This window comes from Nakamurella lactea DSM 19367 (assembly GCF_000426645.1).
Classification (GTDB): Bacteria; Actinomycetota; Actinomycetes; order Mycobacteriales; family Nakamurellaceae; genus Nakamurella; species Nakamurella lactea.
The window spans coordinates 98,446-119,365 of record NZ_AUFT01000019.1 but is presented as its reverse complement, the minus strand read 5'-3'; the positions used below and the strand labels follow the sequence as shown (position 1 = coordinate 119,365).

Here is a 20,920-nt window from a genome sequence, read left to right as displayed (position 1 = left end):
GCAAGCTCGCTCACTGTGGGTGCCTCTCTGCGGTCCTGCTCGGCTCGAACTGCCCCGACCGCGCCCACCTGCCAGCGGCGCCGCCGTGCTGCGGCTACGCTATACATCGGATGTTTGTTGGTCAAATGCCGGCGACCACCGACCGTTGCGCCGAATCGCGCGGTTGGCCACGGGGGCTCCCGCCGGGTCATCCGAGCAATGCGGAACACTGACGGTCAGCCATCATCCACCACGATCCACCACAGCCCGAGGAGGCCTTTCGCATGTCCGACCGTGTGGTCAATCCCGAACCCGCCGGCACCGCCGGTGCCGTCAGCCCCGATGCAGTCGTCACCGCCACCGGCGAGTTCGCCGGCCTGGTCGCCGCCGTCACCGGTGGCGCCTCCGGCATCGGGGCGGCGATCACGACGCGACTGCAGGCCGCCGGCGCGCGGGTCGCAGTGCTCGACCGCGAACCGGCCGGTGCCCCGGAGGGCGCCGAGCCGATCCGGTGCGACGTCTCGGACGACGCCTCGGTGACGGCCGCCGTCGACGCGGTGATCGCCCGGTTCGGCCGGCTGGACATCGTGATCAACAACGCCGGTATCGGCGCCCAGGGCAGCGTCGAGGACAACGCGGATGACGAATGGCACCGCGTGTTCGACGTCAACGTGCTCGGCATGGTCCGGGTGAGCAGGGCGGCGCTCCCGCACCTGCGGAAGTCGCCGTCAGCGGCGATCGTCAACACCGCCTCGATCGCGGCCACCGCAGGTCTGCCGCAAAGGGCGCTGTACAGCGCCACCAAGGGAGCGGTGCTGTCGCTGACCAGGGCGATGGCCGCCGATCATCTGCGGGAAGGCATCCGGGTCAACGCGGTCAACCCGGGCACCGCCGACACCCCATGGGTCGGCCGGTTGCTCGAGTCCGCGACCGACCCCGAGGCAGAGCGGGCCGCGCTCAACGCCCGGCAGCCGCACGGCCGGCTGGTCTCCCCGGAAGAGGTGGCCGGCGCGGTCGCCTACCTGGCATCGCCCCTGTCCGGCTCGACCACCGGGATCGGGTTGTTCGTCGACGGCGGCATGCAGGAACTGCGGTTGCGGCCGCAGCAGTAGGCGCTCGCGCGCACGCGGTCGGCGTACCCAACCCGCCGACTCGGAGCGTTCCTCACCGCTCGGACGACCCTCCCGTTACCCAACTCACCGAGTCGGAGCGTTCCTCCCCGCCCGGACGACCCTCCCGTCAACCCAGCCACCGAGTCGGAGACTTGATCCCCACCGGACGAGCCTTCCCGCCACCCCTCTTGACTCAGTAATCGATTTCAGGCACCCTGATCGAACGTCGATTCGTCCGACCACCCAGTGGTCCGACCACAGACACGTCCGATCACAGGCAAGGGAGCCGACAATGACGGCGCAGTCAGTCAGCGGGTACACCGTCCCCGCACTCCGGGAGATTCCGCGGGCCGAGCCGGGCACGGTCTACACCGTCGCCAGCGGCGATCTGCGACCGGCGGCCAACCAGACCTGCTGGCCAACCCAGCGCAAGCTCGAGGCCGACTTCGCCGCCGCCGTCCAGCAGTTCGGCAAGCAGGTCCGGCGCGGCCACCCGGTCGACGAGGCCAAGGGCCACGGCTTCATCGACAGCCAACGGGCCGGCATCGAGGTGTTCAAGAGCATCCCGCCGGAGGCGCCGCTGGTGGTGGTCGACGCGGTCTGGCAGTACAGCCAGTTCGTGATGGCCGGCCTGCGCAGCCACACCGGGCCGATCCTGCTGGTCGCCAACTGGGCCGGCGAGTTCCCCGGCCTGGTCGGCCTGCTGAACCTGGCCGGCTCGCTGACCAAGGCCGGCGTTGCCTACTCGACGCTCTGGAGCGAGGACTTCACCGATCAGTGGGCGCTCGACGGGCTCAAAACCTGGCTGGAGACCGGGACGCTGGAGCACGACGTGAGCCACGTCCGCGACCTACCCCCGCTGGCCGACTCGCCGGAAGCCCAACTGGGGCAAGCGATTGCCGCACAACTCATGCAGGACAAGGCCATCATCGGCGTGTTCGACGAGGGTTGCATGGGCATGTACAACGCGATCTTCGATGACGAACTGCTGGCACCGCTTGGCATCTACAAGGAGCGGCTGAGCCAGTCCGCGCTGGTCGCCGAGATGAAGCGGGTACCGGACGCCGAGGCCGCCGCCGTCCGCAGCTGGCTGGACGAGCGCGGGATGGACTTCCGGACCGGCACCGATGAGAAGACCGAGCTGACGGATGCCCAGCTGCACAGCCAGTTCAAGATGTACATCGCCGCGTTGCGCATCTCCGACGACTACGGTCTTGACGCCGTCGGCATCCAGTACCAGCAGGGACTCAAGGACACGGTGCCGGCGTCGGACCTGGCCGAGGGCCTGCTGAACAACGTCGAACGGCCGCCGGTGCTGTCCAGGGACGGCAGCCGCGAGCTGTACGCCGGCGGGCCGCTGCCGCACTTCAACGAGGTGGACGAGGGCGTCGCGGTCGATGCGCTGGTGACGAACCGGATCTGGACGGCGATGGGACTCGACCCGGCGACCACCCTGCACGACATCCGCTGGGGTGAGGATTTCGACGGGCAGTTCGTCTGGGTGTTCGAGATCTCCGGGTCGGTGCCGGCCTCACACAACGGGGGGTACGACAAGTCGTACGCGATGCGTCAGCCGCCGATGTTCTTCCCGCTCGGCGGCGGCACCCTGTCGGGGGTGTCCAAGCCGGGCGAGATCGTCTGGTCCCGGGTGTTCATCTCCGGCGGCGTGCTGCACGTCGACCTGGGCCGCGGCACCGCGGTCGAGCTGCCGGCCGCGGAGACCGAGCGCCGGCTCAAGGCCACCAATCCGGAGTGGCCGATCATGCACCTGGTGATGCACGGTGTCGGCCGGGACCAATTGATGGCCCGGCACAAGGCGAATCACGCGAACGTGGTCTACGCGCCGGACGCGGCGACGGCGGACAAGGCACTGCTCGCCAAGGCCGCCGCCTTCCGGGATCTCGGCGTGCAGGTGCACCTCGCTGGTGACGTCGCGATCTGAGCAGCGCGAGCGACCACCGACGGTTCCGGGCCTGTCGCACCGACCGTTTCATCCCTTCGCTGGCCGAAGACCCGCCCGAACCATCGCCACCTTGTCCGGTGGCATGTCAGCACCGTTCGCGAGCGCAAGCGACCAACTTGGACAGTTCTGCTGGACGCACCGACTCTGCGGCCGAATCGCGGGCGCGCCTGAGACGGCAGCGCGCGCGTTCTCGATAACCTCGGGTGACGACTTCTGGGAGGAGACCGCGAATGCGCGCACTCGAGGTGCTCGGGCTGGCTGAGGACGGAGCTCATCTGGTGTGCCACGACGCGGCCACCGGTGAGGAATTCGTCCTGCCTGCCAACGAGCGTCTGCGTGCGGCAGCTCGCGGCGACATCACCCGACTGGGCCAGCTGGAGATCGAAATGGAATCGCAGCTGCGGCCGAAGGAGATCCAGGCCAGGATCAGGGCCGGCGCCTCGGTCGGCGAGGTTGCCTCGGCCGCCGGTACCAGCCCTGCCCGGATCGAGCGATTCGCCTACCCGGTGTTGATGGAGCGCTCCACCATGGCCGAGCTGGCGAACAGCGCCCGGCCGATGGGTGCGGCCGGCCCCGCGACCCGGTCGATCAAGGAGATCGTCGCCGACACCCTGTCCTCCCGCGGGCACACCGGCCCGGTCGAGTGGGATGCGTTCAAGGACGCCAATGGCTGGATGCTGGCCGTGCACTGGAAGGCCGGTCGGAGCGAGAACACCGCCGTCTTCGCCGTGCACCGCGGTCCCGGCGGCGGCACCGTCGTCGCCCGCGACGAGGCGGCCACCGAGTTGCTCGACCCGGCGCCCAAGCCGCTACGCACCGTCCGTAGCGCCGAACCCGCCGACGCCGCGACCATCGGCGACACCCAGCGGATCGCCAAGGTGATCGACGACGAGCCGGAGATCCTGGCCCAGGAGACCAAACCCGTCATCCGGGCCCAGGCGCCGGTAGCCGGAGCGGCCGCCCCGGCCCCGGCCCCGGCCCCGGCAGGCCGCGCCGACCGGCCGACCGGCAGGACGTCTGGGCGGACGAAGCCCTCGCTGGCCGAGCGGGTCGAGCCCGTGCGCGCCCAGGCGGGCCAGCCGTCGGCCCCCGGCCCCGAGGTCGAGCGACTGGTCGCCGACACCGTCGACGACGAGCGCGCGGGCGCCGCCGGTCACCAGGACGATCGCGAGCAGATCGCCCGGACCGGCACCGACCATGCCTCCTCCAGGTCGGCGAAGCCGACGAAGTCGGCCCGCTCCGGCAAGCCGGCGATGCCGAGCTGGGATGACGTGCTGCTCGGTACCGGGCTGCGTCAGCACTGACCTTCGGTGCCGTCGGCACCGTCCAGTACCCACACCGCCGCCCCCGGCGGCCAGCTGAACCAGCCGGCGGTGACGGGGCTCATCGTCGCGGGCGACATCCAACGGGCCTACTTTCGGTACCCTGGATCCAGTCACTCGGGGTTGACTTCAACTCGGCTTCAACCCCTACCGTCCACCGGGAAAACCATTTCAGCGCTGTCGGTGGAGCGCCGTAACCTAGGTCGGTCATGTCAACTCCCGATACATCCGTTGCGTCTTCTGCTGCCCCGACTGCGCCTTCTGGGCCCGCCGGGCATTCGGTGTTCCGGTCGTTGAAGCGGCTGTACCCCTACGTCCGGCCGGTGGCCGGCTACCTGGTCGCATCGGCATTGCTGGCCGGTGTCGCGACCCTCTGCGGCTTGGCGTTCCCGCTGGTGATCCAGCGGATCATCGACGGCCCGATCGCCCACAAAGACGTCTCGGGACTGTGGGTACCGACCCTGTTCCTGCTGGCGTTCGGCATCGGCGAGGCAGTGCTGTTCAACGTCCGTCGGCTGGTGGCCGGTCGGCCGATCGTCCGGGTCGAGCAGAACATGCGCGATGCGCTGTACGCCAAACTGCAGGCGCTGCCGGTGGCCTTCCACGACCGCTGGCCGGCCGGTCAACTGATCTCCCGAGCGGCGTCCGACCTCGGCATCATTCGCCGGTTCATGGCATTCGGCGCGGTGTTCCTGGTGGTCAACATCGCCACCTTCATCGTCGGCGTCGCCATCCTGCTGACGCTGTCGGTGCCGCTCGGCCTGGTGGTCGCCGCCCTGGCCCTGCCACTGGTCGGGTTGTCGTCCTTCTACGAGCGCAAGTACCAGGTGCTGGCCCGCCGCTCGCAGGACCAGGCCGGCGACCTGACCACCACTGTCGAGGAGTCCGTTCTCGGCATCAGGATCATCAAGGCATTCGGCCGCAGCGCCCACATCGGCCGTCGGTTCATCGACCAGGCGATGGACCTGCGGCAGACCGAGCTGACGAAGGCGAAGGTGGTCTCGCTGCTGTGGGCGGTGATCATCCTGCTGCCCGAGATCGCCCTGGGCATCGCGCTGATCTTCGGCATCCGGCAGGTGGCTGACGGCAGTATGACGGCCGGTCAACTGGTCGCCTTCTTCGGCGTCGCGATGGGCCTGCGCTGGCCGATCGACTCCATCGGCTGGCTGCTGGCCATCGCCAACGACACCGCGGCCGCCACCGATCGGTTCTTCGAGGTGATGGATGCGCCGGTCACCATCGCCTCCCCCGCGACTCCGAAGACCACAACGGACCGGTCCGGTCGGTTGACCTTCCGCGACGTCGAGTTCCGATTCCCCGACACCGCACCCGCGACGAAGCCGGTGTTGTCCGGTCTCAACCTGGACGTCGCGGCCGGCGAGACGCTGGCGATCGTCGGCGCCACCGGTTCCGGCAAAACCACGCTGACGGCGCTGGTCGAGCGGCTCTACGACGTCACCGGCGGTTCGATCACGCTGGACGGCATCGACCTGCGCGACTTCGAACTCTCGGACCTGCGACAGCGGGTCGCGATCGCGTTCGAGGAGCCGACGCTGTTCTCTGCGTCGGTCCGCGAGAACGTTCTGCTGGGCATGCCGGACGGCACTGACGACGATGTCCGGCGGGCACTGCGGGTGGCCCAGGCGGGCTTCGTCGACGACCTTCCCTGGGGCCTTGACACCAGGATCGGCGAACAGGGCATGTCGCTGTCCGGCGGACAGCGGCAGCGGTTGGCGCTGGCCCGCGCCGTCGTCGGCAATCCGTCCGTGCTGGTGCTGGATGATCCGCTTTCCGCCCTGGACATTCACACCGAGGCGCAGGTCGAGGCGGCGTTGCGGTCGGTGCTCGGCTCGACGACCGCACTGGTGATCGCGCACCGGGCTTCGACGGTGATGCTCGCCGACCGGGTGGCTCTGCTGTCCGGCGGCCGGATCACTGCCACCGGCAGCCATTCCGAACTGATGGCCACCGTCCCGGCCTATCGCTACCTGCTGGCCAGCGAGGCCGACTCGACGGCCGCCGCCGGCCTGGCGGCCGCCGACGCACTGAAAGTATCGACAGGGAAAGGATTCTCCCGATGAGCGGGCAGACGACGACGCCGGCACCGGATCAGGTGTCGGCCGCCGACGACGAATGGCTGCCCGAGTCCGACTTCTCGGCAGCCGCCACCGACGAGTCCTGGCGTGGCGTGGCCACCGAGGACGAGGAGGTGAGCGTCGAGGTCGGCGTCAAACTGCAGAGCCGCTCCCGCCGGCTGCTGGGTAGCCTGCTCCGACCGCACCTGCGGACCCTGCTGGTGATGGTGGCGATCGCCGTCGTCGAACAGGGCTCGTACCTGGCCGGTCCGCTGGTCGTCGCCTACGGGATCAACTCGGCGATCCCGGCGTTGGTCGCCGGCAACGGCGCGCCGCTCACCTGGACGGCGATCGTCTACCTGACGGCCGGCGTGCTGAATGCGCTGAGCCGCGCGGCTTTCACCAGGGTCGGTGCGCGGGTGACCCAGGCGGTGATGGTCGACCTGCGGGAGCGGACCTTCCGTCATTCCCAGTCGCTGAGCCTGGAGTTCCACGAGAAGTACACCTCCGGCAAGGTCATCTCCCGGCTGTCCAGCGACGTCGAGACGTTGCAGGAGTTGGCTGCCGAGGGCCTGGAGCAACTGGCCAGCTCGGTGCTGTCCATCCTGGTGATCTCGGTGACGCTGGTGGTCTACGACGTCGAACTCGGCCTGATCGCGCTGGCCGCGTTCCTGCCGATCTTCGTGCTGACCCGTTGGTACCAAAAGCGTTCGCAGGCGATCTATCGGCGGAGCCGGTCGGCCATTGCGGCCACCATCGTGCAGTTCGCCGAGACGATGAACGGCATCCGGGCGGTCCAGGCGTTCCGCCGCGAGTCGAAGAACAAGGCCATCTTCGGGCGGGTGAACGGCGACTACTCCAAAGCCACCGGCGACAGCCTGGTTGCGCTGGCCATCTACACCCCCGGGCTGCGACTGGTCGGCAACATCACCCTGGCGGTGGTGATGCTGGTCGGCGCCGGTCGGGTGATCGACGGCAGCTTCCAGATCGGCGACCTGGCGGCGTTCCTGCTGTACGTCCGCCGGATGTACGACCCGCTGGAGGAGCTCGCCTACTTCTACAACGGGCTGCAGTCGGCCACCGCCGCGCTGGAGAAGATTTCCGGGCTGCTCGAGGAGCGGCCCAGCGTGCCCGAGCCCGCGGAACCCACCGCGCTGGCTGACGAGATCGACGGTGCGGTGCGCTTTTCCGACGTCACCTTCGCCTACAACCCGCGAACACCGGTGCTACCCAGGTTCGACCTGGTGGTGCCGGCCGGCCAGACCCTGGCCGTGGTCGGCGCCACCGGTGCCGGCAAATCGACGCTGGCCAAGCTGCTCTCGCGGTTCTACGACCCGACGTCAGGGTCGGTGACGCTGGACGGCGTCGACCTGACGGACCTGTCGACCGCCGATCTGCGCCGCGGAGTCGTGATGGTGACCCAGGAATCGTTCCTGTTCGCCGGGACGGTGGCCGACAACATCGCGTTGGGCCGGCCGACCGCCACCCGGGCGGAGATCGAGGCGGCCGCCGACGCGATCGGCGCCGGCGAATTCATCCGGCTGCTGCCGGATGGTTTCGACACCGACGTGCGCAAGCGCGGCGGTCGGCTGTCGGCCGGGCAGCGGCAGCTGGTCGGCTTTGCCAGGGCCTTCCTGGCCGACCCGGCAGTGTTGATCCTGGACGAGGCAACCGCGTCGCTGGACATTCCCAGCGAGCGCGCAGTACAGCATGCCTTGAAGTCCATCCTGGTCGGCCGGACCGCGGTGATCATCGCGCACCGGCTGTCCACCGTGCTGATCGCCGACCGGGTACTGGTGATGGAGGCCGGCCGGATCGTCGAGGACGGATCACCGGAAGAACTGATCGCCGACGACGGACACTTCGCCGGCCTGCACACCGCCTGGCGCGACTCGCTGGTTTGAGGCACCACCAACACTCCAACGGCCCCGGAAGCAACTCGCTCTGGTTGTGCAGAACCGGCCTCGCTGGGCAGTTACTGGCTGGCGACGCACCCGGTACGTCGCGAACCGGTACTCCCGGCACGAGGTGGCGATCGGCGCGGCGGCTTCGACGAGCAGTTCCGGCCGGGCATCGAGCCGCAGCCGTTCCCGGCTTCGACGCGGAATCGCTGGCGGGCACGCTGTTCACCACCAAGCGACAGCGCGTCCGCCGACAGTGCCAATGCTGATCTCCATAATGGATGCCGCGCCGGACGGTCCTGCATCACGAGGATCTGGGATCATCGTCGCCTACCATGCTGGCAGGTGGCGGACCCGACCCTGGCGACTGCGGCGATCCGCAGATAGTCAGGTACCAGAGGCATAGCGCCCAATCACTTCCTGCGCGGCAATGAAGTGGGCAAGGCTGTCCGTTAGTTGTCCAGCACTCGCCAGTGCTACCATTCTATTTCCAATCTCATCGAGAACGCCACTTGTCGATACTGAGTTCCACGGGGAGCGTACGAACCAAACTCGCCCGCGTGGCGCGGACGGCAGGCCGGCTTCCAAAGACAATGAGTCTAGGAACTCGTCGACATCGTTCTGAGCTTCCGATGATCGAATCGTCGTTCGAGCTACGGATCCGTCGCTAGGCGAGCCGCCGACCATTGAAACGGTTACCTTCGGAACAGCATCCATCACCCAAACGCGATCGTCCCCCGGCCACACTGCTGGGAGTGTATGCAGCAATGGCACATCGCCTAAGCATACCCAACCCGAGTCTTCAAGGTCGATCGCTTCGGACAACTCCCATACCTGAGGCGGATTGATCGAAGAGCCGCGGAGGATTCGTTCGATGGCCAAGAGTAGCGGACCAAACTCGGGATGCACCGCTACTCGCGCGGGCTCAGCGTCCCAGGGGTCAAACATTTCGCCTTATCTTGTCGAATCGGTGTCACTAACCGAGCAGAATTTCGTGGTCGTTGCAGCAAGGCAAGTATCCCAGCCGCGAAACTTCAAGCCGGTCGCCCGATCGTTCGAGTTGTCGACGAACTCAACAGTACTCTCAAATTGAATATAGAAGTGCTGATACGGAAATACCGTAATAGCGTTGACGGAGCCAGGAGTTCTATAGAACACGTTGCTGGTATTTCTCTAGCAACTCGGTCGGACCGAAAGGCGGCGATGCGTTCGGTATAGTGCCATAACAGGTGAGGTACGGACCCGACACCGGCCGCATGCCACACCCGTATCCACCGCGAAAACTGTAAACCTTCGCGACACTGCCGTTCGGCCCTGACTCGTCTACAGAGAAGAAGGTTACTTGCCACGTGTGTGAGCGCCCGCCGACTAGAGACTGTTTCATAGTCACGCGAACTGTTTGAAGTGCGATACATTGCCCCGTCTGAACGTTACATCGGAAATCGGTAGGCCACAGGTTTGCCGATTTATAGACGTAGCCAGTAATCCCACCACCGCGCATCAGATACGCTCCAGGAACCACGCTGCCAGCATCAGGCCGCGCTTGCCTACTTTCGGTCGACCCAGTGAATTCCTTTGGCGGAGACATCGCCTTCGTCGCCGACTGCAGAACCGCGGCTTTCGAAACCACCGTACCGACAGCTGGCCGCTCGGACATGGCGGCCGTAAATGGCTGACTGTACCCAGCGTCTTGCACGCTGGTGATCTCTGCATGAACTGCCGTCGCAGCATTTTGGGCAGCGATCAGTATCATCGCCACCAAGCCTCCAGCAAGTGGAACGAAACTCCGCCTCCGCGGTGTCAGCGTCACGATCACTTCGCCTCCCAACGGGCTCGTCGCTGGCAGGTTACTGCCAACAAGGCATGTCCACAAGACCCAGTTCACCCTATCGAGTTGGACGCGCGCTGCACCTCGTTGGCTCGCAGGAAAATGGTTCGCAGGAACTCTTGGCGCCACCTACCTGACCGAACTGTCGACTGCCGATCCTGGCCGGCCGGACCGCGGTGATCATCGCGCACCGGCTGTCCACCGTGCTGATCGCCGACCGGGTACTGGTGATAGAGGCCGGCCGGATCGTCGAGGACGGATCACCGGAAGAGCTGATCGCCGACGACGGACACTTCGCCGGCCTGCACACCGCCTGGCGCGACTCGCTGGTTTGAACCTGCGGACTCGCGGTGACCGGAGTACTTTCACTCCGGCGGCAAATGTCGAACTGCGTTCACGATGCCGTCATCGTCCGGCCGGGTGTCCGGCATCGAATCGGTGAATGGTTGTGGGGCCCGCTGTGCCCCCGCTGATCGGAGCGTTTCGTGCGTAACAGGAGAGTCCTCATACCGGCCGCCATCGGCCTCGCGCTGGCGCTGACCGCCTGCGGCAGCGCCACCAAGGTCGACAACCAGCCGACCAGCGCGGCGGCCACCGAGTCCGCCGGCGGCGCCTCCGATTCCGCTGCTGCGCCCGGCAGCGATGCCGCCGACACCTCGGCAACCGGCGACGAATCGGCGGGCAGCGAATCGGCCGGCGCCGGGTCCGGATCGACCGGCACCGGCGCGGCCGCCGGTTGGAGCTGCCCGGACGTCACCGACAGCTTCGCCTTCACCTCCGGCGGCGACGTGAACATCCAAAACCTGTGGCAGCAGGACCTGATCCCGAAGTTCCAGCAGGCGTGCCCGAACATCACGATCAAGTTCACCTTCGACACGCACGACGCCAACGTCAACCTCAACGTGTCCAAGGTGGCGGCCGCCATCAAGTCCGGCCAGACTCCCGACGTCGACGTCGTCGACACCGGGTTCGCCGCCGCGGCCGCCCAGGCCGGCCTGACCGAGAAGTTGACCGCGGAGAAGATTCCCGAGCTGGGTTCGGTGAATGCCGATGCCCTGGCCGCGTACCAGAACGCTGCGGTCCCCTACCGCGGTTCGTCGGTGCTGCTGGCCTACGACAGCACCCAGGTCTCCAGCCCGCCGAAGACATTGGCGGACCTGCTGACCTGGATCAAGGCGAACCCCGGCAAGTTCACCTACAACACCCCGGACAGCGGCGGCTCGGGCTACTCGTTCGCGGAAACCGTGGTGGCGTCGAAGATGTCGGCCGACGTGGTGAAGAAGATGCAGGCCGACTACGTGCCCGACTCGGAGGGCGATTGGTCGGCGGGTCTTGACGAGCTGAAGAGCCTGACCCCGGCGATCTACCAGAACGTCTATCCGAACGGCAACCAGGCCGTGCTCGACCTGCTGGCCAAGGGCGAGATCGCCATGGCCCCGGTGTGGTCCGATCAGTTCCTGTCGGCACAGAGCCAGGGCCAGCTCGGTGACGAGTTCAAGGTCGCGCAGATCTCCGACCCGTCGTTCACCGGCGGTGCCGCCTACATCGCGGTGATCAAGGGCAGCAAGCACGCCGATGCCGGCAATGCGTTCATCAGCTGGCTGTTGCAGCCGGCGCAGCAGGCCGAGATGGTCACCAAGATCTCCGCATTCCCGGCGATCCCGCTGACGGACCTTCCCGCCGACGCCCAGGCGGGGTTCACCGGGGTCGACACCCAGGACCTACGGCCCAACTTCAATTCCAAGCTGCAGGCGGACTTCAAGCAGAAGTGGGCGGCGACGGTTCCGGGATGACCGCCACCGACACTGCCCCGGCGGCCCCGGCCGCTCCGGACAAGCCGGTCACCCCGTCTTCCGGGGCCCGCTCGCCACGCCGCTGGTCGATGTTGTTCATGGCGTCGCCACCGGTGCTGCTGGTCCTGGTGTTCGTCGGAATTCCGATCGTCATCGGAATCGCCTTCACCCTGGGCTACACCGGAGGTCTGAACTCGATCGCCAGCATGCTGTCGGTGTCCGTCTACACCGCCAACGGCTGGATGCCCTCGCTGGCGGCCTACGGCAATGTGCTGTCCAGCGAGCGGTTTCGCTCCGACCTGGGCGTGACCATCTGGGTCACCGTGCTCACGGTCGCGATCGTATTGGTGCTGGCCTGGTGCATCGCGTTGTACGCCAGGCTGTCCGGCGGCCGGCTGGGCAAGATGCTGTCCGGGATCGCCATCATCCCGCTGTTCATCCCGGTGGTGATCGGCGCCTACGCGATCCGGCAGTTCTACCTGAACACCGGTTTCCTGGTGAGTCTCGGTCGGCAGTTCGGTATCCAGCTGCCCTCCTGGTCCTACCACACGCCGGGGATCGTGATCGGCCAGGTCTGGGTGTCGCTGCCGTTCGCCGTACTGCTGATTTCCTCCGGGCTGGCCGCCGTGCCGAACGCGCTGATCGACGCGGCGCGGGATGCCGGTGCCTCGCTCGGTAGATCGGTCTGGTCGGTGATGGTGCCGATGACCACCATCCCGACCGTCATCGTCGCCACCTTCACCGCGGTAGGGGTGATGGGCTCGTTCACCGTGCCGTACATGATCGGGCCCACCTCGCCGAACATGCTCGGCGTCACCCTGCAGGCCACCTTCGTCGCCTACCTGCGGCCGCAGGACGCCCAGGTGATCGCGGTGGTGCTGTTCGTGCTGGCCGCCGGGATCGGTGCCCTCTACGTCTGGGCGAACGCCCGCGCCTCCCGCAGCTCGGCGGTGCAGCTGTGACCGCGGTCGAAGTGCAGCAGACCCCGACGGCGCCGGAGGCGGCCGCCGCCCCGGCCGGCACCGGCGGGCTGCTGCGTCGGGTGCTCGGCCGGATCGTCGTCGGGGTACTCGCCGTGGTTCTCCTGGTGTTCATCCTCGGTCCGCTGGTCTGGATGGCACTGGTCGCGTTCTCCAAGCGGTGGAAGGCCCCTGCGCTGCTGCCGCAGAGCTGGACGCTGGACGCCTGGCGCAACGTGTTCACCACCACCCCGCTCGGGCACGCCTTCATGTTGTCGCTGATCTTCGCGGTCGCCGCCACCCTTGGGTCAGCCCTGATCTGCCTGCCCGCGGCATATGCGATCGGGCGCAGCAACTTTCCCGGGCGGCGAGTGATCCTGCTCGGGCTGTTCGCCACCAACGCGTTCCCGAAGATGGGGCTGTTCACCTCGATCGCCACCCTGTTCTACGGTTTGCATCTGATGAACACGGCGCTCGGTGTGGTGATCGTGCAACTGCTCGGCACGGTGGTGATCATGACCTGGATCCCGTCGGCCGCGTTCGCGGCCGTACCGCCGAGCCTGATCGAGGCGGCCAGGGATGCCGGCGCCGGTCCGCTGCGGGTGTTCTTCACCGTCACCCTCAGGTTGGCCGCGCCCGGCATCTCGGTGGCGTTGATCCTGGCGTTCCTGGCCTGTTTCGATGAGGCGCAGGGGTCGTACCTGGTCGGCGCGCCGACGTACATCACCATGCCCACCCAGATGTACTCGTTGGTCGAGAACTATCCGGAGCAGGCGGCCGCGGTCTTCGCCCTGGTCCTGACCGTTCCGTCCGTCCTGTTGTTGTTGCTGGTCCGCAAGCATGTGATGGGCGGCCACCTTGCCGAAGGGTTCCAACTGAGATGACCACCGCGCCCGGTTCCGACCGCAGCGATGGGCTGCGGCTGTCGGGGATCTCCAAGGTGCTCGGCGGCCGCACCATCGTCGAGAAGATGGAGCTGCAGGTCTCCCCCGGCGAGCTGCTGTGTCTGCTCGGCCCTTCCGGCTGCGGCAAGACCACCACGCTGCGGATGATCGGCGGGTTCCTGAACCCGGACGCGGGCCGACTGACCATCAACGGTGTCGACCACACCCATTCCAAACCCGAGCGCCGACCGACCGCGATGGTGTTCCAGAACTATGCCCTCTGGCCGCACATGTCGGTGGCCAAGAACATCGGCTTCGGCCTCAAGGTGCGCAAGCTGTCGGCCGACAAGATTCGGCAAAAGGTCGACTGGGCACTGGATCTCCTGGGGCTGCAACATCACCGGGAAACGATGCCCGCCCGTATCTCCGGCGGCGAACAGCAACGCGTCGCGCTGGCCAGGGCGTTGGTGCTGGAACCCGAGGTGCTGCTGATGGACGAACCGTTGTCCAACCTGGACGCCAAGCTCAGGGTGCAGGTCCGCGAGACGATCCGGGAGATCCAGCAGCGGCTCGGCATCACCACGGTCTTCGTCACCCACGACCAGGAAGAGGCACTGTCCATCGCGGACCGGATCGCGGTGATGAACAACGGCCGGATCGAACAGCTGGCGGCCCCCGCGGAGTTGTACGCCCGGCCGCGTACCACCTTCGTCGCCGGTTTCATCGGCACCATGAACACCCTGGACGTCGGACCGGCCGGCGGCGGCGTTCCGTTGGACGACGGCGCGTTGCTGCCCTGCGACACGTTCAGCGGCGCCGCCGGTGACGTCTGCTGGATCCGGCCCGAGGACCTGCAGATCACCGAGGCCGACCACGCCGGGTCGGTGCGAGCCGTTGTGCTGCGGGTGATCCCCCGCGGCCACTACCGCGAGGTGCTGCTGCAGAGCCACGGCAGCACCCTGCGGGCATTCACCGACGGGGAGCCGGACGTCGAGCAGATCGTCGGGCTGCGGGCGACCAACGCGCTGGTCTACGCCGATGACGCTCTGGTGCAGGACGACGAACCTGCCCGACCCGGCCGGGCCGTTCGAGCGGTGGCCGACTCCGGCGATCGTGGCTGAGATGACGGTGCTGTCGATCGCGCATCGCGGTGAACCCCTCGGCCACCGGGAGAACACCGTCGAGGCGGTGACCGCGGCGATCGAGGCCGGCGCCGAGATGATCGAGATCGACGTCCGGTTGACCGCCGACGGTGCACCGGTGCTGTTGCACGACGCGACCCTTGCCCGGCTCTGGGGCGTGCAGCACCCGCTCGGCGCGCTCGATCTCGCCCAGGTGCAGCAGCTGGAAGGCCCTGGCGGAGAACGTATCCCGGGACTCGAGGAGATCGCGCGACTGGCCACGCAGCGGAACCGACAGCTGATGGTCGACCTGCCGGCCGGGGATGCGGGGCCGGTCGCCTTCGATCTGCTGGAGCGGCTCGGTGTGTTGGACGGCATGCTGTTCGCCGGGGAGACCGGCTCGCTGCGCGCCCACGCCCCGGCGGCGCGGATTGCGTTGAGCTGGGAGCGGCTCGCACTGCCGGACGAGAACCTGCTGGCCGAGCGGCGGCCGGAGTACTTCAACCCCTATTTCCGGCTGCTGACGGCCGAGGTCGCGGACCGGATGCACGAGCGCGGGGTGAAGGTGTCGGTGTGGACGGTGGATCATCCCGGCGACATGGCCGCCGCGATCGCGCAGGGCGCCGACGCGATCATCAGCAACCGGATCGCCGAACTGATCGACGTGATCGAAGGACACCAGGGATGACGACGAACGAGCCGAACCGCCTGTCCGCCGAGGAAGCGGGATTGCCGGCCGAGGCCGAAGGGCTGGCGATCGAGCTCGCCTGCGCGGCCGCGCGGCGGATCGCCGTCACCCCGGCCGAGGCGATCCGCACCAAGCGGCATGACGCCGACATCGTCACCGACCTCGACACCTCGATCGAGTCCGAGGTCAGGGACGCTCTGCTCGCCGCCTTCCCCGACCACCGGCTGGTCGGCGAGGAATTCGGGGCAGCCGGGGACGCGGCGGCCGACTTCACCTGGTACTGCGATCCGGTTGACGGCACTACGAACTACGCCAACGACCTCGGCTGGAGCTCGTTCTCGTTGTGCTGCAACGACAGCGCGGGGGCGGTGCTGGGCGTGGTCGCCCATCCGGTGCGCCGGGAGCTGGTCGTCGCCCGCCGCGGAGGCGGGGCGCTGCGCTACCTGCTTGACGAGCAGTTCGCCCCGAGCGGGGAACCCCAGCCGCTGCAGGTCTCGACCACGAACACGTTGGCCGGCACGGTATTCACCACCGAACTGTTGGCCCATCAACCGTGGCCCGGCCTGTACCCGATGATGGACTCGCTGGCGCAGCGATTCTGCACCACCAGGATCCTTGGCTCCTCCGCCCTGACCCTGCTGCAGGTGGCCACCGGCCGGGCCGCCGGGGCGGTGATCGCAAGGTTTTCCCCGATCGACAATCAGGCGTCGATGCTGGCAACGGTCGAGGCCGGCGGGGTCTGTCTGGACGAGACCGGCAACTCCACCGTCGGACCGGCCGCCGGCGGCGTGCTGGTCGCCGCGCCGGGGGTCGCAGATCAGCTGTCCGGCCTGTGGCGGCGAGCAATCCCGGACTGACCGGAAAACAACGGACGCCGCGTCCCCTACGCTGACCCGATGCTGCCGCGGCGACGTGCCGCCCGAATTGCGGGCACGATGTTCCTGCTGGTCGCTGTCCTTCACCTACTGGCCCAGCTGCTCGACGCCACCGGCGGAGCGACCGATGCCACCGGTGGAGCGACCAGCGGCGCCGCCGGCGGCGTCGTCCGGGTGACGCAGTGGCTGCTGATGCCGTTGCTGGCAGCCGCGTTCGCCATCGAGACCGCGCCGGCCCGGCCGGCCCGCCGGGACCGGCTGGCGGCATATGTGCTGGCCGCCCTCGGCTTCTCCTGGCTCGGTGACGCGGCTCCCGACCTGGCCTCCGGTGACACCGCCTTTCTGGTCAAGGTCGGGTTCTTCCTCATCGCGCAGCTTCTCTACATCGCCGCGTTCCGGCCGTACCGGGCCGACAGTGTCCTCACCCGGCGACCGGGGTGGCTGCTGTGCTATCTCGCCGCGATCGCCGCGCTGGTGCTGGCCTGCGCGCCACACGCCGGGCCGTTGTTGGTCCCGGTGCTGGTGTACGGCGGCTGTCTTGGCACGATGGCGGTGCTGTCCACCGGCGTCGATCTGCTGACCGGGATCGGCGGCGCCGTGTTCCTGGTCTCCGACGGGCTGATCGCGCTGCAGGCGTTCGTGCCCGACCTGACGTTGCCCGCCGGCGGCTTTTGGGTGATGGCCAGCTACCTGGCCGCCCAGACCCTGATCACGCTCGGCGTGCTCCGGCGGCGCGCCATCGCTGCCGGCAAGGGCCCGCTCAGTCCAGCGGCGGGCGGGCGCCACCGACCTCGGTGGCGAACTGCCGGGTGATCCAGGCCGGATCGGTGATGGCGGTGCCCACCACCACCGTGTCCGCACCGGCCGCCCGGGCCGCGGCCGCCAACTCGGGGGTGTGGTAGCGCCCCTCGGCCACCAGCGGCGCGGTCCGCAGCCGGCGCCGAATGTCGTGCACCAGACGAAGATCGGGGCCTGACGGCACCGGTCCCGGCCCGAGGTAGCCGCTGAGCGTGCTGCCGACCAGGTCCGCACCGGCCTCGACCGCGGCAATCGCCTGGTCGAGCGCCGCGACGTCGGCCATCAGCAGACCGCCTGCGGCATGCACGGCCGCTACCTGGTCGGCCAGCGTCGATCCGTCGGGATGCGGCCGACCGGTGGCGTCCACCGCCACCACCTGCGCACCAGCCTCGATCACCCGGACCGCCGAGGCAACCGACGGAGTGATGTAGACACCCTCGGTGCCCTCCTTGGTCAGTCCGATCACCGGCACGGCGACCGCCGCCGCGATCGCCGATACGTCGGCGATCCCGCCGTACCCGCCGCAGCGGATCGCCGCGGCGCCACCGGCCACCGCTGCCTCCGCCATCCGCACCTGGGTTGCCGTGTCCCGCAACGCATGTCCGTCCGGTGCCTGACAGGAGACGATCAATCGGCCACGCACCGTCGCCAGCAGCTCGTCGATCGTCACGTCGTTCTCCTCATCGCTCGAGTCCCGCCGGGGAACGTCCGGGAAGCAGGCCGCGGGCCAACCGGGCAGCTCCGAGGATAGGCCCGTCGACGCCCGCGGCGGACGCCTTCACCTCGACCGGACCCAGCCACGCCGGCACCGCCTCGGTCAGCGCAGCGCGAAGCGGGTCGAGCAGTAGTGGTCCGAGGCGTGCGACCCCGCCGCCGATGACGACGGCAGGCACGTCCAGCGCGACGGCCAGCCCGGCCACCGCCCGGCCGGCCGCCTCGGCCGCGTGCCGGATCACCTCGCCGGCCACCGGATCACCGGATCTCGCCGCGGCGGCGATCTCCGGCAACTGCCGGACCGCCCCGGTTCTGCGGCGATAGGCGGCGGCGATGGCCGGTCCGGCCGCCACCGACTCCAGATGATCGTCGCGACCACAGCCGCAGGCTAGGGCGCCCTTGACATCGACCAACAGGTGGCCGAGCTCGCCCGCCGCGCCCCGGCTGCCGACCTGAACGGTGCCGTCAAGGACGATCGCGCCGCCGACCCCGGTGCCGAAGGAGACGTACAACAGCCGGTCGAGTCCCCGACCGGCGCCGGCGGCGATCTCACCGAGGGCCGCCACCTTCACATCGTTCTCGGCGGCGATCGGCACCCCGAGGGCCGACTCCAGCCGGCCGGCCAGCTGGGTACCGGCCCAGCCGGGCATGGTGCCGCCGGCGGCCACCACCACCCCTCGGTCCAGGACACCGGCAGCGCCGACGCCGACAGCGGAGAACCACTGCCCGGCAGCAACTTCGGAGATCATCTCCACGGTTCGGGCGATGATCGCGTCGCCGCCGACCGGGGTGGGGGCCTTCCGGCCCGCGACGATCCGCGAACCACTGACCGAACCGACGGCGATCTTGGTGCCACCGATGTCAACGCCGATCACCGCCGGCCGGCTCAGATCAGACCGGCTCCGGCCAGACACCGCCGCACCCCTTCGAGTTCGGTGTCGTTCAGCTGGATCTGCGGCGGGGCCATCAGGGGGCGGGCGAAGATCCCGAGCAGCGTCAGCGCCGCCTTGAAGCTGCCGATGCCCGCGCTGCCGCCACCCATCCGGCTCAGATCGCCCTGGTTGACGATGTCGAACAGCCGGATCAGCCGCTCCTGCTCGTGCCTGGCGCCCGCCGCATCGCCGGCCGCCGCCTTGGCCACCAGCGCGGTATACCCAGCCGGATCGACGTTGCCCAGCCCGGGCACCGCGCCGTCAGCGCCGTATCCGATCGCCGAGTCGACCGTCACCTCGGAGCCGGTCAGCACCGAAAACCCTTGCAGGCCACGGTCGTCGCGGCCGGTCACCAGGGCGCGGATGCTGTGGTCGGACCCGGACGAATCCTTCACCCCCGCCAGCACACCCTGTTCGGCGAGGTCCAGCACGAACCCGGTGGCGAGCTTCACCTGCACCGAGATCGGCAGGTCGTAGGCGAACAACGGCCGGTCACCGACCGACTCCTTGACCAGGCGGAAGTGCTGCTCGATCTCGTTCGGATGGGTACGGGTGTAGAACGGCGCGGTGAGCACGTACCCGTCGGCGCCGATCGCCCGGGCGTCGGCGACGTGCTCGAGCACTCGCGGCGTGGTGGTGTCGATGACACCGGCCAGGATCGGAACCCGGCCCGCGGCCTGGTCGACGACCGTCTGCAGGACCACCCGACGTTGGTCACGGGTCAAGAAGACCACTTCGCTGGACGAGCCGAGGGCGAACAACCCGCTGACCCCACCGGCGATCAGATGATCTACCAGCCGGCGCAGCGACTCGACGTCGACCGTCAGATCCTCGTTGAAGGGCGTGCAGACGGGCGGGATGACGCCGGTGAGCTTGCCGACGGATCCGGCGGCAGCCGGGGCGCCGACGGTGAGGGTGGTGGGGGCAGCGTTGGTGGACAAGGTGTTTCCTCAGGTTCGCGATCGGACGGCGGCCGACAGTTCGATGTCGGTGATGCCGGTCTGCAGGGGGTGGTAGCAGCGATAGGAGTGCACGGCGGAGTTGTGGGTGAACTCCGGCAGCTGCTCGGCGCAGCTGTCGTCGGCCAACCAGCAGCGGGTACGGAACGGGCATCCGGACGGTGGGTTCACCGCTGACGGCACCGGGCCGGTCAAGGTGATCGGGTCCACCGGTTCGACCAGGGACGGCGTCGCCGAGAACAACGCCCGGGTGTACGGGTGCTGGGCGCCGAGCGGAACGGCCCCGGCCGGCGTGATCTCGACGATCCGGCCCAGGTACATGGTGACCACCCGGTCGGACACCCGCTTGACGGTCTGGATGTCGTGCGAGACGAACACCATTGCCAGATTGAGCCGATCCTTGAGGTCCAGCAACAGGTTCAGCACCTGGGCGCGCACCGACACGTCCAGCGCGCTGGTCGGTTCGTCGGCCACCAACAGGCTGGGTTCCAGGGCCAGCGCCCTGGCGATCGCCACCCGCTGGCGCTGTCCGCCGGACAGCTGGCTCGGCAGCACCGCGGCCACCGAACGCGGCAGACCGACCAGCTCCATCAGCTCGACGACCCGCCGCTCCCGGTCGGCGGAGCTGCGCCAACGGTGGACATCCAGCGGGTCGCGCAGGATCTGTTGGATCGGCATCCGCCGGTTCAACGCGGTGGACGGATCCTGGAAGATCATTCCGACGGTGGCACCGACCTTGCGGCGCCGGTCACCGGCCGACATCGACCAAATGTCGTCGCCGCGGAACTCGACGGCGCCGACGGTCGGACGTTGCAGTCCGACCATCACCCTGGCCAGAGTCGATTTGCCGCAACCGGATTCGCCGACGATGCCGACGGTCTCGCCGGCCCTGATCTCCAGGTCGGCGCCGGTCAGCGCATGCACGGTGCGGTGGCCGAAGATCGCCCTCAGCCCCCTGGCGTCGCCGCCGGCGCCACTGATCCGGTGCTGCACCGTGGTGTCGGTCAGCCGCAGGAT

The 20,920-nt window shown here is 68.4% G+C and carries 17 protein-coding genes and 1 pseudogene; 13 read left to right on the top strand and 5 right to left on the bottom strand.

The window, feature by feature from the left end:
- Positions 1 to 263: 263 nt before the first annotated feature.
- The 5 genes from K340_RS0118215 (at position 264) to K340_RS0118190 (ending at position 8,355) form a co-directional block, all read left to right on the top strand.
- A complete protein-coding gene (locus K340_RS0118215; protein ID WP_084614629.1) occupies positions 264 to 1,091 on the top strand; it encodes an SDR family NAD(P)-dependent oxidoreductase in 828 nt (275 codons plus the stop codon).
- A gap of 292 nt (positions 1,092 to 1,383) precedes the next feature.
- A complete protein-coding gene (locus K340_RS0118210; RefSeq protein ID WP_037365486.1) occupies positions 1,384 to 3,033 on the top strand; it encodes a fucose isomerase in 1,650 nt (549 codons plus the stop codon).
- A 251-nt stretch (positions 3,034 to 3,284) separates the two neighbouring features.
- Positions 3,285 to 4,358 (top strand): septation protein SepH, encoded by a 1,074-nt coding sequence (gene sepH / locus K340_RS0118205; protein ID WP_029137755.1) that lies wholly within the window; start codon positions 3,285 to 3,287, stop codon positions 4,356 to 4,358.
- A 227-nt stretch (positions 4,359 to 4,585) separates the two neighbouring features.
- The gene (locus K340_RS31305) at positions 4,586 to 6,457 is read left to right on the top strand and encodes an ABC transporter ATP-binding protein (protein ID WP_084614628.1); all 1,872 of its coding nucleotides are present in this window, start codon (positions 4,586 to 4,588) and stop codon (positions 6,455 to 6,457) included.
- Positions 6,454 to 8,355, top strand: coding sequence for an ABC transporter ATP-binding protein (locus K340_RS0118190; protein ID WP_029137754.1), 1,902 nt, complete (start codon positions 6,454 to 6,456; stop codon positions 8,353 to 8,355). Before K340_RS31305 ends, K340_RS0118190 begins: the two co-directional genes overlap by 4 nt.
- 384 nt (positions 8,356 to 8,739) lie before the next feature.
- Here K340_RS0118190 and K340_RS37605 read toward each other — a convergent pair whose 3' ends face one another.
- Positions 8,740 to 9,300: a DUF5956 family protein gene (locus K340_RS37605; RefSeq protein ID WP_407662239.1), complete on the bottom strand. Its 561-nt coding sequence runs from the start codon at positions 9,298 to 9,300 to the stop codon at positions 8,740 to 8,742.
- A gap of 1,035 nt (positions 9,301 to 10,335) precedes the next feature.
- Between K340_RS37605 and K340_RS35330 the strand changes: the two are divergent.
- The 8 genes and pseudogenes from K340_RS35330 to K340_RS0118150 form a co-directional block, all read left to right on the top strand.
- Positions 10,336 to 10,515, top strand: a pseudogene (locus K340_RS35330) (hypothetical protein); the annotation flags it as partial.
- 150 nt (positions 10,516 to 10,665) lie between these two features.
- Positions 10,666 to 11,973, top strand: a complete 1,308-nt coding sequence (locus K340_RS31300) for an extracellular solute-binding protein (RefSeq protein ID WP_051266751.1) — start codon at positions 10,666 to 10,668, stop codon at positions 11,971 to 11,973.
- Positions 11,970 to 12,935, top strand: a complete 966-nt coding sequence (locus K340_RS0118175) for an ABC transporter permease (protein ID WP_029137753.1) — start codon at positions 11,970 to 11,972, stop codon at positions 12,933 to 12,935. The genes K340_RS31300 and K340_RS0118175 overlap by 4 nt, the downstream gene beginning before the upstream one ends.
- A complete protein-coding gene (locus K340_RS0118170; protein ID WP_211229522.1) occupies positions 12,932 to 13,816 on the top strand; it encodes an ABC transporter permease in 885 nt (294 codons plus the stop codon). Before K340_RS0118175 ends, K340_RS0118170 begins: the two co-directional genes overlap by 4 nt.
- Positions 13,813 to 14,937: an ABC transporter ATP-binding protein gene (locus K340_RS31295; RefSeq protein WP_084614627.1), complete on the top strand. Its 1,125-nt coding sequence runs from the start codon at positions 13,813 to 13,815 to the stop codon at positions 14,935 to 14,937. Before K340_RS0118170 ends, K340_RS31295 begins: the two co-directional genes overlap by 4 nt.
- A gap of 1 nt (position 14,938) precedes the next feature.
- A complete protein-coding gene (locus K340_RS0118160) occupies positions 14,939 to 15,625 on the top strand; it encodes a glycerophosphodiester phosphodiesterase (RefSeq protein WP_037365543.1) in 687 nt (228 codons plus the stop codon).
- Positions 15,622 to 16,482 carry an inositol monophosphatase family protein gene (locus K340_RS31290; protein ID WP_084614626.1) on the top strand — a complete coding sequence of 287 codons (861 nt, stop codon included), beginning with the start codon at positions 15,622 to 15,624 and terminating at the stop codon, positions 16,480 to 16,482. Before K340_RS0118160 ends, K340_RS31290 begins: the two co-directional genes overlap by 4 nt.
- 39 nt (positions 16,483 to 16,521) lie before the next feature.
- Positions 16,522 to 17,313, top strand: coding sequence for a lysoplasmalogenase (locus K340_RS0118150; protein ID WP_029137750.1), 792 nt, complete (start codon positions 16,522 to 16,524; stop codon positions 17,311 to 17,313).
- Here K340_RS0118150 and K340_RS0118145 read toward each other — a convergent pair.
- The 4 genes from K340_RS0118145 to K340_RS0118130 all read right to left on the bottom strand — a co-directional run bounded on the left by K340_RS0118145 (position 17,261) and on the right by K340_RS0118130 (position 20,920).
- A complete protein-coding gene (locus tag K340_RS0118145; protein ID WP_029137749.1) occupies positions 17,261 to 17,968 on the bottom strand; it encodes a putative N-acetylmannosamine-6-phosphate 2-epimerase in 708 nt (235 codons plus the stop codon). The genes K340_RS0118150 and K340_RS0118145 overlap by 53 nt on opposite strands.
- A 10-nt stretch (positions 17,969 to 17,978) precedes the next feature.
- Positions 17,979 to 18,926, bottom strand: coding sequence for an ROK family protein (locus K340_RS31285; protein ID WP_051266747.1), 948 nt, complete (start codon positions 18,924 to 18,926; stop codon positions 17,979 to 17,981).
- A complete protein-coding gene (locus K340_RS0118135; RefSeq protein ID WP_029137748.1) occupies positions 18,899 to 19,804 on the bottom strand; it encodes a dihydrodipicolinate synthase family protein in 906 nt (301 codons plus the stop codon). Before K340_RS0118135 ends, K340_RS31285 begins: the two co-directional genes overlap by 28 nt.
- 90 nt (positions 19,805 to 19,894) lie before the next feature.
- Positions 19,895 to 20,920: an oligopeptide/dipeptide ABC transporter ATP-binding protein gene (locus tag K340_RS0118130; protein ID WP_029137747.1), complete on the bottom strand. Its 1,026-nt coding sequence runs from the start codon at positions 20,918 to 20,920 to the stop codon at positions 19,895 to 19,897.

Excerpts from the sequence above, each read along its gene's own strand:
- K340_RS0118160 (WP_037365543.1), top strand. The coding sequence starts at position 14,939 with ATGACGGTGCTGTCGATCGCGCATCGCGGTGAACCCCTCGGCCACCGG.
- K340_RS31295 (WP_084614627.1), top strand. The coding sequence starts at position 13,813 with ATGACCACCGCGCCCGGTTCCGACCGCAGCGATGGGCTGCGGCTGTCG.
- sepH (WP_029137755.1), top strand. The coding sequence starts at position 3,285 with ATGCGCGCACTCGAGGTGCTCGGGCTGGCTGAGGACGGAGCTCATCTG.
- K340_RS31305 (WP_084614628.1), top strand. The coding sequence starts at position 4,586 with ATGTCAACTCCCGATACATCCGTTGCGTCTTCTGCTGCCCCGACTGCG.
- K340_RS0118190 (WP_029137754.1), top strand. The coding sequence starts at position 6,454 with ATGAGCGGGCAGACGACGACGCCGGCACCGGATCAGGTGTCGGCCGCC.
- K340_RS37605 (WP_407662239.1), bottom strand. The coding sequence starts at position 9,300 with ATGTTTGACCCCTGGGACGCTGAGCCCGCGCGAGTAGCGGTGCATCCC.
- K340_RS0118210 (WP_037365486.1), top strand. The coding sequence starts at position 1,384 with ATGACGGCGCAGTCAGTCAGCGGGTACACCGTCCCCGCACTCCGGGAG.
- K340_RS0118175 (WP_029137753.1), top strand. The coding sequence starts at position 11,970 with ATGACCGCCACCGACACTGCCCCGGCGGCCCCGGCCGCTCCGGACAAG.
- K340_RS0118215 (WP_084614629.1), top strand. The coding sequence starts at position 264 with ATGTCCGACCGTGTGGTCAATCCCGAACCCGCCGGCACCGCCGGTGCC.
- K340_RS31290 (WP_084614626.1), top strand. The coding sequence starts at position 15,622 with ATGACGACGAACGAGCCGAACCGCCTGTCCGCCGAGGAAGCGGGATTG.
- K340_RS0118150 (WP_029137750.1), top strand. The coding sequence starts at position 16,522 with ATGCTGCCGCGGCGACGTGCCGCCCGAATTGCGGGCACGATGTTCCTG.